Origin of the sequence: Nocardiopsis sp. NPDC006198, from assembly GCF_040613895.1 — a bacterium.
GTDB classification, from domain to species: domain Bacteria; phylum Actinomycetota; class Actinomycetes; order Streptosporangiales; family Streptosporangiaceae; genus Nocardiopsis; species Nocardiopsis tropica.
Genome location: NZ_JBEXSY010000008.1, coordinates 45,504 through 56,901, shown reverse-complemented (window position 1 = coordinate 56,901; position 11,398 = coordinate 45,504). Strand labels below are relative to the sequence as shown.

The following is an 11,398-nucleotide window of genomic DNA, read 5'->3' as shown; positions in this document are numbered from 1 at the left end:
GGCCCAGGAGCAGCCGACGCCGACCGCGGCCGCAGCCGCGCCTGCCGCTGTAGTCCCCAGGGCCCCTGCGCCCCCCACCCCCGCGCCTACGGCGCCGGAGGCGCGGGGGTGGGCACCGGCTCCGCCCCCGTCTGTGGCTCCCCCTGCTCCGTCGATGCCTCCGTCCGCAGCGTGGCAGGAAGCCATCGCGGACAAGAACGCCGCTGTGCACTCCCAGCGCACTGACCCTGCGCAGAGCGGGCTGCGCAAGGCCCTGTCGCGGGCGTCCTTCGGGCTGATTCCCGCCCAGACGCCGCGGCAGGCCCGTATGCACGAACTGGGAGAGGTCATTGCCCTCCCCCTGCCCGAGCACCATCGCGTGGCGGTGCTGGGCCTGAAGGGGGGCGTGGGCAAGACCACGACGACGGTGGCCCTGGGTTCGGTGCTGGCGTCCCAGCGCGAGAGCCGGATCATCGCCGTGGACGGCAACCCGGACCGGGGCACCCTCGGGGACCGGGTCCGCAGGACCACCGACAAGACCGTGCACGACCTGTACACCGACGCCGAAACGATCAGCCGGTACACACAGTTGCGCGCCTACACCTCGGCCAACAGCGCACGCCTGCAGATCCTGTCGAGCTACACCACGGGCCCCATCCTCAAGCGCTACGACGCCGCCTCCTACAAGGTCACGGCGGACCTGTTGGAGCAGCACTTCGACCTGGTGGTCACCGACTGCGGCACGGGACTGCTGGACCCGGCCATGGCCTCGATCCTGGACCTGGCGGACCAGGTCATCATCGTGCTCGAGCCGGCTGTGGACGCCTCCAACTCGGCGATGGCCACCTTGCAGTGGCTTCACCAGAACGGCTACGCGCATCTGGCGGCGGCGTCGTTCGCAGTGGTCTCGGGCGTGCAGGAGCACACTCGCAGAGCCTTGAACCTCGATCAGATCATCGCTCAGTTCGAGCAGTATGTGCGGGGAGTGGTGCAGGTTCCCTACGACGACCACCTGGCAGAGGGGAGTGTCTTCGATCTCGACCTGCTGCACGCGCGTACGCGGGAGTCCTACATGGACCTGGCCGCGCGGGTGGTGGGGCGGCTGGCGGAGGCCTCCGGGGGCAGGTGATCATGGCGCAGGGGGTGGGCCCCACACCACCCCCACACCTTTTGCGTCTGTATAGGCCTTTTTGTCTGATCTAGTGTGTCCAGCTGATGTGGACGTGGTCGTAGTGGTTCTGGGTCAGGTCACCGCGGTCCTCCATCCCGCACCACTTGCCGCCCGGCATGTCGGGGACGTTGTTGTACCACTGCGGGGTGCGGTCTGCGCGGGTGCAGGCGGTCCACCCCGGGTTCCAGATGGACTGGCGCCAGATGACGTAGTCGATGCCCAGCTGCTCGTGGTTGGCGATGGCCCACATCGCCAGGGCGTCGCCGTTGGCGTTGCCATCGGGGGTGTTGGGGGCGGTCATGAAGTCGCATGCGCGGCCGGCGCCGTGGTCGTCGGCGCTGGCCCGGTCGCAGTGTTCGCCCCAGGAGACGTTCGGAAAGTGCGTGATGATCGTCTGGTGGCCCAGGCAGGTCAGCTGCGTCGTGGTGCCCATGGGTCCACAGTTGTGGGACTTGCCGGTCGCAGCGATGTCGGAGGCCTGGTAGGAGATGTTGCCGTCGCCGACGAAGACCACGCTCATCGCGTCGTAGGCGTCGATCTCCCGGAGGACGTCCTCGACGTAGGAGGTGCTGCGGTTGTAGCTGAACAGGGCCGACCGCAGCTCCTCGCGGTCGCTGAGGTCGCGGGTGCCGCTGCCGCACAGGTGGGCGGCGGCGGCCAGGGTGGCGTCGAAGACGTTGTGGGGGTCCTCGATGCCGTCGCCGTTGCCGTCCTGGCCGTAGGCCTCCCAGGAAGTGGGGATGAACTGCATCGGGCCCACCGCGCGGTCGTAGTCGGTGTCGCCGTCCCACTGCCCGCCGTCGGAGTCGGGGAAGGCCACGGTGTTGCCGCCGGCGCCGCTGCCGTCCAGACGTGGCCCGATCACGCGGGGATCGGTGTCACCGGTGTTGGAGATGGAGCTGCCCGCCGCGTGGTTCGATTCGATTTGGCCGATTCCGGCCAAAATCGTCCACCGCATCCCGGAGCAGTCGGGCCGGATGTCCGGGGTGGACGACGCAGCCTGCCCGTAGGCCTGCAGGAGCGTGTCGTGGATGCCTTCCACACTGTCAGGCAGGCCTTGGTTGTTCTCATTTCCGCTGGTGAGAAGCGTGAATATGAGCAATGGCAGCGCCACGACGAGGGCGATGAGCCCCGCGATCACTCCCTTCAACGGAGCTCCTCCTGATCCCTTTTCTCTGGCTGGCAGCACAAACGGTCCGTAGGCGACAATCCTGCCTCGGCGGAACTTCAAGGCCCCTGTGCGACGGACTTGCGGACAGTACCGGGGAAGCCGCACGCTCGGGGAGCCCCAAACGGAGGTATGTCGTATTTGTGACCTCGTGAGGTCACAACTGCATCCTGAGTTCCTCAGGGGTCGTTGTGTCTCGCTAGGCTATCGGTCGCACAGCCCGGGGGTTTCGGCTGTGCAGCGGCATGCAACGGAGGCACATATGGATCGACCCCCCTCTGTGGCAGCGGGCGAAAGAGGCTTTGAGGGCGTAGTCGTCCTGGGCGCACACGGCGGAGCAGGGACAACGACATTGGCCCGCCTTCTACCTGATCCTGCCTTTGACCTGGGCCCGGTGATGGACCCCGCTGGAACGGCCCGACAGGTCAATCCGGTGGGCAGGCCCATCGTCCTCGTTACCCGCAACACCGTGCCCTCTGCCGCGGCCGCCTCGACCTCGATCACCGAACTGGCAAAACAAGGGCTGCGACCAGCCTGTTTGGTGATCGTCTCCGACGGCGTCGGCTCTGAGCCCCGCGAGGCCAAGGTGCGTTTTCGCATGCTCGACCCGCATGTGGGACCGGCAGGGGGCGGAGGTCTGGTGCGGTTCTCGTTCATTCCCTCCATGCGCGGCAACGAGGACCTGCCCACGGCAGAGGAACTGCCACGTCGCTCCGCCCTCGAGCTGGCGCAGATCAAGGAACTCATCGTGCAGAAGGACACCGTTTGATGACCGAATACCTCGAATTCGCCACAACACAGCTGGCTGTGGGGGCCCCCAACCCGGCGCCGGAGGTGCCGGACGGCATGGCCGGGCCGGTGAACCGCATCATCGGGTGGGGCAAGTGGATCGTCATGGCCATGGGGGTCATCGGCCTGCTCTTTTGCGCTGGTCAGATGATTATGGGACGTCGCAACCGACACCAGATGTCCGCTGACGGAGCAGTTGGTGTGCCCTGGGTCATCGGGGGGATCTCACTGATCGCCCTGGCCGCCCCGCTCGTGGATGCGTTCGCCTGATGGGCCGCGAGTTCACCCCGTTCGCCAGCAGCCCGCAGACCCCGCGGCTGCGGCTGGTCCTGGTGGGCGGCGCCATCGTCCTGGCAGTGGGCGCGTTCGGCCTGGGCCGACTGACGATGCCCGACGAGGCGCCCGCGCCGGACGCGGGCGCGCCCAGCGAGACCGCTCCCTCGGAAGCAGCTACACCCCCCGAAGGAGGTCCGCTCGACGCCCAGGACGTGACCTGGCGTGAGCACGGGGGTGTGCGCGTACCGTTCTCGGCCACGCACGGGCCGGCCGAGGACGAAGGCGGGTGGGTGCGCGGGTTCGAGCGCACCGAGCAGGGCGCGGTCCTGGCGGGCACCCATATCTTCCTGCAGGCCAGTGGCAGCGCGGACATGCCGGAGGAGGCTATCAACGCCTCCCTCACCCAGCAGCTCACCGGCGAGCACGCTCCCACCTTCGCCGAGGGCATCCGCGAGCGCGGTTTCGACCCGGACCCCAGCCGGTCCGACATCCTGGTGGAGGCCTACAGCATCCACGAGTTCAACGACACCGGGGCGGTCTTCGAGCTCGCCCTGTCCAACCAGGGCAGCGACGGCTCGACCATCACCACTTCCACCGTGATCACCATGATGTGGCAGGACGGGGACTGGCAGATGCTGGTGCCCGAAAACACCATGGAACACGTGCGTGTCCTGGAGAACCTGGACGGCTTCACCCCCTTCCCCGACGACGAATCGTGACTTGACGCATGCCCGAAACCGTTGAGGACTGCCAGGGCAGCGACTTCGCCCTCAACATGGGCGACTGCCTCGAAATCCACATGGAGACGCTGCGCGACAACGTCGTCTCCAATATCCGGGATGCGGTCATGAACACCGTGAACAACGAGACCGAGAACGCCCTGGCGAACCTCGCCGAGTCCATCAACAGCGCGGTCGCCTACATCCTGGACGTCCTGCTCGGCTGGATCGTGGGAGGTGAGAGCCTCGACCTGTCCACCGGATCCGAAGGCACGACGATCGGCCTGATGGGGATCTACCTGGATCCCATCGTCATGGCCGTGGCAGTGGTGGGCATCCTGGTGGCCGCAGGCCAGATGGTGCTCACCCGCAAGGCGAATCCGCTGCTGCCCGTGGGCCGGGGCATCTTCGTCATCATCGCGGTCCAGGCCATCGGTATCCCTGTGGCCAACGCCCTGATCTCCTTCGGGGACATCTGGTCGGAATGGGTCATCACCGACGCACGCGACCGCGGCGTCGAGGAACGCCTCATCTTCGTGCTCACGTTCGGCCAGTACTCCGGCGGCGACGTCGACCCCGAGACCTCGGTGGGCGCCCTGTGGGCCTCCACCCTGCTGATCACCCTGTTCGGGGTGATCGTTGCGATCGTGGCCGCGATCCAGATCGTGCTGATGATCTTCCGTGAGGCCGTCATCGTCATCCTGGCCGCCATGCTGCCCCTGGCGGCAGCGGGGATGCTGATGCAGTCCACCTCCAGCTGGCTGACCAAGGTCACCAGCTGGATGCTCGCCCTGATCATGTACAAACCCGCCGTGGCCGCGGTCTACGCGATCACCTTCATCTTCATCGCCGAGGGCAACGACCTCAACACCTATCTCACCGGCGTGATGATGCTGATCGTGTCGCTGTTCTCCATGAAGGTACTCACCAGCCTCTTCTCCTGGGCCACTGGGTCGGTGGCCAGCCCCGGCGGCCTGGGCGGCGGAGGCGGAGGCGGCTCCCTGGCTGGTGGCGCGATCGGCGCGGCCATCGGCGCTGGCTCTGCAGCGGCCGGAGGCTCCGGAGCCTCCAACCAGGCCGCCGACACCAACCAGCGCCTGGGCAGCGCCGATCAGGGCGCGAGCGGCGGCGGAAGCGGCGGAAGCGGCGGAACTCAGAGCCCTACCGGGGCCAAGCAGGACGCGGCCGGCCAGGCCGCCAGTTCCAGCGGTTCGGGCAGTTCGGGCGAAGCCGGTACCCCCGACGGCGCCAAACCCTCTACTGGCAGCAGCACAAGCAGCATCGCCGACGCAGGGATCAAGGGCAGCGCCGCCGGTCCCATGGGCAGCGCCCTGGCCGCGGGCGCCAAGGCCGGCGAACAGGCCACCGTGGGCGCCTACCGCGGGCTGGAAAGCGCGGCATCTGAGTCCACCACACCCCCCGACGAGCAGAAAGGCACCTGATGAGCGAGGACGGCCCGCGCACCTACGGAGGTTGGCGCAGGTCCCGAGGGATCGGCTTCTTCGGGCTGGGGATGGGCGGCACCCTGGTCCTGTTGGGCGCCTTCCTGTTCCTGGTTATCGCGGCCCAGATCGCCCCCGTCCTGCTGCTGTGGTTCGGCCCACCCTCCCTGCTCGTGGCTGCTTCGGTCCTGGTCCGCGTCAACGGCGAGCCCGTGGGCATGGTCGTGGTCCAGCGCATGCGCTGGGCCCTGGGGTCCATGCGCGGACACAACCGGTACAAGGCCGGGGTCATCACCGACCACCCGCACGCCTTCCAGCTCCCCGGCACCCTGGCGCCGTTGCGGCTCCTCAGCGCCAACGACGGGCTGGGGGGCCAGTACGGGGTGGTGTGGAACCGGCGTACCGGCGACCTGACCGCGACCATTCGCGTGGCACCGGCCTCGATCTGGCTGGCCGACCCCGAAGAGGTCGACACCTGGGTCGCGAACTGGGGCCACTGGCTTTCACGCCTGGGCCACATGCCGCAGGTCAAGTGGGTGGCGGTCACCGTGGACACCGCCCCTGAGCCCGGTTCAGTGCTGGCCGAGCGGGTGGGTGCCTCCCTCGACGGCACCGCTCCCCCCCAGGCCCGCGACATCATGGAGGAGCTGGTGCGTACCGCGCCGGCCGCGGCCGCCGACGTGGAGACACGGGTCTCGGTGACCTTCAACCCCTCCCTCTTCCCGGCCCGCCCCAAGACCATGGTCGAAGCCATCGGCGAGGTCGGACACAGCCTCACCCAGCTGGAGTCCTCCCTGTCCAGCTGCGGCGTCTCTGTCCTGGGCAGGGCCAGCGCCCCCCAGATCGCCGGCGCGGTGCGCGTGGCCTTCGACCCCAGCGCGCGCGGCCGGGTGGACCAGTTCCTGGAGGAGGACCCCGGCCAGCTGACCCTGGAGGGCGCCGGTCCCGTAGGGGCCCACGAGCACGTGGGCTACTACGAGCACGACTCGGGCATCAGCGTCTCCTGGGCCTGGAACGAGGCCCCGCGCCAGAACGTGCAGTCGCAGATCCTGGCCGGCCTGGTGGCCCCCACCCGCGACCCCAAGCGCATCACCCTGATCTACCGTGCCTACAGCGCCGCCGACGCCGCGCGCATCCTGGAGGCCGAGGTCAACGCGGCGCACTTCCGCCAGAGCCTGCGCCGCAAGCAGGGCCGCGACGAAACCGCGCGCGATACCTTCGACCAGGCCCGTGCCCGCCAGGCCGCCGCCGAGGAAGCCGCCGGGGCAGGAGTGACGCTGGTGACGATGTACGCCACCGTCACGGTCACCGACCCCGAGCAGCTGCCCCGCGCCATCTCCGAGGTGGAGTCGTCGGCGGAGGCCTCCAAGATCCGGCTGCGCCGCCTCTTCCACTCGCAGTCCAACGGCTTCGCCGCCACCCTGCCGTGTGGCATCTACCCCCCCGCCCTCGCCTACGAGCTGCGTAACTAGCAAGGAGGACGCCGTGGTGCTGATGCGCCGCCGCGCCAAGAAGAACGCGGCCCCGACCCCCGAGGACACCTCCCCCGCCCCGACCGAGCAGGTGCCCCCGACGCCCGCACCGAACGCCGGGCAGGACCGTGACCCCGATGTGGACCTGTCCCATGTGGCACCGCTGTGGGGATGGCGCCACCCCAACAGCGGACGCGCCCTGCACGTGACACCGGGAGTCGAGTACCAGGGCACCACGACTCAGGTGTGCGGCCTTTTTCCCTTCACGGCAGGAGCCGGCACACCGGTGGTCGGCACCCCCATCGGCCGCCACCAGCTCCACGGTGAGGTGGTGTGCCTGGACCCGCTGGAGTGGCTGCGCGAGGGGCTGGTGACCAACCCCGGAGTGTTCGTGCTCGGCCAGCCGGGCACCGGCAAGTCGACCTTCGTCAAGCGGCTGATCACCGGGGCGGTGGCCACCGGCACACGCGCGCTGATCCTCGGCGACTCCAAACCCGACTACACCGACCTGACCGAGTACCTGGACGGGCAGGTCATCCGGATCGGCCGCGGCCTGGACCGGATCAACCCGCTGGACTCGGGCCCCATGGGCAAGGCGCTCAAGCGCATGAGCGGCCCGGACGCGGAGAAGCTGCGCTGGGAGGTGCGCTCCCGGCGCCTGTCACTTCTGCTGGCGCTGTGCACCCTGGTGCGCGAGGGACCGGTCACCAACGTCGAAGAGGTGTTGCTGGGCCGGGCCATGGACCTGCTCGACACGCGCCTGGACGGCCAGCGCGAACCCACCGTTCCCGACGTGCTGCGCATCCTGGACCAGGCGCCCGACGACCTGGTGGCCTCTTCGCGCTCGCGCACCCTGGACGACTACCGCAGGCGCACCGACGACCTGGTCTTCACGCTGGACCTGCTGTGCAGCGGCTCGCTGGCCGGGGTCTTCGACGACCAGACCTCCAAGCCCATCGACCTGGACGCGCCCATCGTCAGCGTCGACATCTCCGCCACCGGCGGTGCCGGGGACAAGTTGCTCACCGCGGCCATGCTGTGCACCTGGGCCTACGGGTTCGGGCTGGTGGACGCCTCGGCGTCCCTGGCCCAACTCGGCTTGGCCCCGCGCCGCAACTACATGGGGGTCATGGACGAGCTGTGGAGGGCTCTGCGCGGGGCTCCCGGGCTGGTCGAGCACGCCGACTCCCTGACCCGGCTCAGCCGCGCCAAGGGTATGGCCTCGGTGATGGTCACCCACTCGCTCGCCGACCTGGAAGCCCTGCCCACCGAGGAGGACCGGGCCAAGGCCCGTGGTCTCATCGACCGCTCGGCCGTCACGGTGATGGCGGGCCTGCCGCCCCGGGAGTTGGCCCGGGTGCACGAGATCATGGCCATGACGCCACGGGAGCGGGCGATGATCACCTCCTGGGCAGCCCCGGACTCCTGGCAGCCCGACGCCCGCCACCCCGGCCGCGGCAAGATCATGATCAAGGTCCAAGGCCGCCAGGGGCTTCCGGTGGACGTGACCTTGACCAGCGCTGAGCGGCGCCTGTACGACACCGACCAAGCCATCCGCGCCGAGGCCAAGGGGGGCCGGTGAGTCGCACGCTGGGCCCCCAGACCAGTCCGCTGCAGTCCCAGCAGGCCCCCTGGATCATCCTGGGCGCGGCCTGGGGGCTGGTGGCCCTCTTCGCGTGCGTGTGGGCGGCCGCGTGGGTGGCGGCCGCCCTGGCGGGCGGGTCCGTGGCGCCCTTGAGCGGTGAATGGGTGGGCGACCTGGTGCGCGGCCACACCGACCAGACCTGGCCGGGCACCCCGACCCCGGTGGTCATCTCGGTGGCCGGGGTCTTCGTTCTGGCCGCGGGCACGGTGGCCGTGCTGGTGACCCGCTTCGTCCTCAAACGCCAGACGCGCCCCGATGACCCGGTGGCCGCGATGGTGCGCGACAACCCGATCGTTGCCGAGGCCGGCGAGCAGGCGACCCGTGACAGGGCCCTCAAGCTCCGCCAGCCCCTGGCTGCCCTGCCCAAGAAGAAGCAGGCCAAGCTGCCTCAGGAGGAGATCGGCCTAGCGCTGGGAGATCTGAAGCTACCCGGGGAGCGCAGCGGCCCCACGCTGTTCGCATCCTGGGAGGACACGATCCTGGCGATCATGGCCCCGCGCGCGGGCAAGACGACCTCCCTGGCCGTACCGCACATCCTCTCCGCGAAGTTCTCCCCCGTGCTGGTCACCTCCAACAAGCCGGACGTGTGGCAGGCCACCGTAGGCCTGCGCGAGCAGGACACCGGGCAGCAGTCCTGGTTGTTCGACCCCCAGGGCATCACCCACACCCCCCAGCAGTGGTGGTGGAACCCGCTGCAGGGCATCTCCAACGTCGAGGACGCCTTCCGCCTGGCCGGGCACTTCGTTCTCACCGTGGACGACGGCCAGAACAAGGACCTGTGGGGCCCGGCGGCAGCAGACCTGCTGTGCGCCTTCATCCTGGCGGCCGCGGGCGCGGGCAAGGACATGAACACCGTCGCCATGTGGCTGGACGACGAGCTGCTGCCCACCCCGGTGGAGATCCTGTACGAGATGGGCCAGGCCCCCATGGCCTCCTCTCTCAAGGGGGCCCAGGACGGAGCACCCGAAACCCGGGCGGGCATCTACCAGACCGCGCGCACCGCGGCCAAATGCCTGCGCGACCCGCAGATCATGCAGTGGGTGACCCCGCCTCCCAAAGAGCTGCCAACCTTCGACCCCGACAAGTTCGTGGTCTCCAAGCAGACCCTTTACCTGATGAGCAAGGCGGGCGCCGGCGCGGCCGCCCCGCTGGTGGCCGCGCTCACCGACCGGGTGCTGCGCTCGGGGGAGAACGCTGCCGAGCGCCAGGGCGGGCGCCTGCACAACCCCCTCATCGCCGTGCTGGACGAGGCCGCCAACATCTGCAAGATCGCCGACCTTCCCGACCTGTACTCCCACTTCGGATCGAGGGGCATCATCCCGGTCACCATCCTGCAGTCGCGCAAGCAGGGCGTGGGCGTATGGGGTGAGAACAAGTTCGACGCCATGTGGGGGGCCGCCACCCGCAAGATCGTCGGTGCGGGCATCGACGACCCGGGCCTGGCCCGTGACCTGTCGACGATGATCGGCCAGCACGACGTGGCGGTCTCCAGCGTCTCCTACGCGGAGCGCACCAGCGAGTCGGTGTCACTGCGCCGCCAGGACATCATGGACGCCGCCTCCATCCGGGCCCTGCCCCGCGGGTCCGGGCTGCTCCTGGCCACCGGTATGAAACCGGCCCTGGTCAACCTCAAGCCCTGGTACACCTCGACCCGTGCCGCCGAGATCGGCAGGGAGTTCCAAAAGGCCGAGCAGGCGACCGCTGCTCGGGCCGCGAAATCGTCGGAGGCCACCGTATGAGCACCCCCCCTGCGTCCGCGCCCGACCTCACTCCGGAGCCCGAGAGCAGCGGGCCCTACTGGGACACGTGGGTCAAGGACATGGCCCGACAGCGGGTCGAGATGGAAGAGGAGCTGTCCATGGAGGGGGCTCCGACCCTCCTGGAGGACCCCGCCGAGGAGGAGGACGAGCTAGTTCAGGACCAGGAGGACATCCAGGACGAGGACACAGGCGGCGAAGGCGAAGAAGAGGACGGCGAGGTCGAGCCGGTCTTCCATTCGGTCGAGGCCTGGGTGAACCACCACTTCCTGCCCATGTTCCGGCGTGTGCCCGGAGGTGAGAACAAGTGGTGCCCCGAGTGGTGGAGGCACGCAGAGGCCATCGCCCGGCTCGACGCCATGTGGCGCGCATGGGAGAGCCTGCGCCTGGATGATCAGACCGGCATGTCCACCTGGTTCCGCGACCACGCCGACCACCACATGCCCCTACTGATGGGCCAGAACGGGCCTTTCCGCCAATGCGCCGCCGAGCACCGGGAAACTGACCAGCTGGAGAGCCGCTTCGCTCCGGACGGCTGGTGGGACGGCGAGTACGACGAGGACGAAGACGAGTAGTTCCACCAGGGGCAAGGCAAGGACACACGGGGCGAGTAGGCGGCGATGAGCGATACCTTCGGACAGCAGGCACTGAACTTCGACGCGGCGGGTGACACACATGAACGTGTACGGGGAACGGATCCGGGCAGCGTGGACGCGCCTGAAGCCGGACGAGGTCGCCGAGATGCTGGACCCGGAGGAGTTCTTCAGGGCCAAGGGCGAACAGGTCGAGGAGGAGATCGTCAACCGCGCCCAGGAGCTGGCGGACCGGGAGCCGCAGGAGCCGGACTACCTCCGGGAGGTCAAGCGACTGCAGACCTGGCGGACGGAAGCGGAGTCGATAGTCATGCGGGAGCGGCTCGACGAGTGGCTGCCCCCGGAACTGGAGCAGCCCGGCCTGTAGCCGCCCCCCGGTTCACCCCC

Annotated in this window: 11 protein-coding genes; 10 read left to right on the top strand and 1 reads right to left on the bottom strand. The window is 69.0% G+C overall.

Annotated elements, in window-relative coordinates:
- Nucleotides 1-154 precede the first annotated feature (154 nt).
- Nucleotides 155-1,108, top strand: a complete 954-nt coding sequence (locus ABZ234_RS07995; RefSeq protein WP_355011481.1) for a MinD/ParA family protein — start codon at nucleotides 155-157, stop codon at nucleotides 1,106-1,108.
- Nucleotides 1,109-1,178: 70 nt separating this feature from the next.
- On the opposite strand, the gene ABZ234_RS07990 is transcribed toward ABZ234_RS07995, so the two are convergent.
- Nucleotides 1,179-2,291: a lytic transglycosylase domain-containing protein gene (locus tag ABZ234_RS07990; RefSeq protein ID WP_355011623.1), complete on the bottom strand. Its 1,113-nt coding sequence runs from the start codon at nucleotides 2,289-2,291 to the stop codon at nucleotides 1,179-1,181.
- Nucleotides 2,292-2,751: 460 nt separating this feature from the next.
- Here ABZ234_RS07990 and ABZ234_RS07985 point away from each other — a divergent pair, with 460 nt between their 5' ends.
- The 9 genes from ABZ234_RS07985 (at nucleotide 2,752) to ABZ234_RS07945 (ending at nucleotide 11,378) form a co-directional block, all read left to right on the top strand.
- Entirely contained in the window at nucleotides 2,752-3,087 is a 336-nt protein-coding gene (locus ABZ234_RS07985) for a hypothetical protein (RefSeq protein ID WP_355011480.1), read from the top strand.
- Nucleotides 3,087-3,377 (top strand): hypothetical protein, encoded by a 291-nt coding sequence (locus ABZ234_RS07980; protein ID WP_355011479.1) that lies wholly within the window; start codon nucleotides 3,087-3,089, stop codon nucleotides 3,375-3,377. The genes ABZ234_RS07985 and ABZ234_RS07980 overlap by 1 nt, the downstream gene beginning before the upstream one ends.
- Entirely contained in the window at nucleotides 3,377-4,102 is a 726-nt protein-coding gene (locus ABZ234_RS07975; RefSeq protein ID WP_355011478.1) for a hypothetical protein, read from the top strand. The genes ABZ234_RS07980 and ABZ234_RS07975 overlap by 1 nt, the downstream gene beginning before the upstream one ends.
- A gap of 8 nt (nucleotides 4,103-4,110) precedes the next feature.
- A complete protein-coding gene (locus ABZ234_RS07970) occupies nucleotides 4,111-5,544 on the top strand; it encodes a hypothetical protein (protein WP_355011477.1) in 1,434 nt (477 codons plus the stop codon).
- Nucleotides 5,544-7,016 carry an SCO6880 family protein gene (locus tag ABZ234_RS07965; protein WP_355011476.1) on the top strand — a complete coding sequence of 491 codons (1,473 nt, stop codon included), beginning with the start codon at nucleotides 5,544-5,546 and terminating at the stop codon, nucleotides 7,014-7,016. The genes ABZ234_RS07970 and ABZ234_RS07965 overlap by 1 nt, the downstream gene beginning before the upstream one ends.
- 22 nt (nucleotides 7,017-7,038) lie before the next feature.
- Nucleotides 7,039-8,598 carry a hypothetical protein gene (locus ABZ234_RS07960; RefSeq protein ID WP_355011622.1) on the top strand — a complete coding sequence of 520 codons (1,560 nt, stop codon included), beginning with the start codon at nucleotides 7,039-7,041 and terminating at the stop codon, nucleotides 8,596-8,598.
- Complete coding sequence (locus ABZ234_RS07955; RefSeq protein ID WP_355011475.1) at nucleotides 8,595-10,400, top strand: TraM recognition domain-containing protein; 1,806 nt, start codon at nucleotides 8,595-8,597, stop codon at nucleotides 10,398-10,400. Before ABZ234_RS07960 ends, ABZ234_RS07955 begins: the two co-directional genes overlap by 4 nt.
- Nucleotides 10,397-10,993, top strand: a complete 597-nt coding sequence (locus ABZ234_RS07950; protein ID WP_355011474.1) for a DUF4913 domain-containing protein — start codon at nucleotides 10,397-10,399, stop codon at nucleotides 10,991-10,993. The genes ABZ234_RS07955 and ABZ234_RS07950 overlap by 4 nt, the downstream gene beginning before the upstream one ends.
- Nucleotides 10,994-11,093: 100 nt before the next feature.
- A complete protein-coding gene (locus ABZ234_RS07945; protein ID WP_355011473.1) occupies nucleotides 11,094-11,378 on the top strand; it encodes a hypothetical protein in 285 nt (94 codons plus the stop codon).
- Nucleotides 11,379-11,398 lie beyond the last annotated feature (20 nt).

Coding starts and splice junctions, on each gene's coding strand:
- ABZ234_RS07980 (WP_355011479.1), top strand. CDS start 3,087: ATGACCGAATACCTCGAATTCGCCACAACACAGCTGGCTGTGGGGGCC.
- ABZ234_RS07965 (WP_355011476.1), top strand. CDS start 5,544: ATGAGCGAGGACGGCCCGCGCACCTACGGAGGTTGGCGCAGGTCCCGA.
- ABZ234_RS07950 (WP_355011474.1), top strand. CDS start 10,397: ATGAGCACCCCCCCTGCGTCCGCGCCCGACCTCACTCCGGAGCCCGAG.
- ABZ234_RS07945 (WP_355011473.1), top strand. CDS start 11,094: ATGAACGTGTACGGGGAACGGATCCGGGCAGCGTGGACGCGCCTGAAG.
- ABZ234_RS07960 (WP_355011622.1), top strand. CDS start 7,039: ATGCGCCGCCGCGCCAAGAAGAACGCGGCCCCGACCCCCGAGGACACC.
- ABZ234_RS07975 (WP_355011478.1), top strand. CDS start 3,377: ATGGGCCGCGAGTTCACCCCGTTCGCCAGCAGCCCGCAGACCCCGCGG.
- ABZ234_RS07995 (WP_355011481.1), top strand. CDS start 155: ATGCCTCCGTCCGCAGCGTGGCAGGAAGCCATCGCGGACAAGAACGCC.
- ABZ234_RS07970 (WP_355011477.1), top strand. CDS start 4,111: ATGCCCGAAACCGTTGAGGACTGCCAGGGCAGCGACTTCGCCCTCAAC.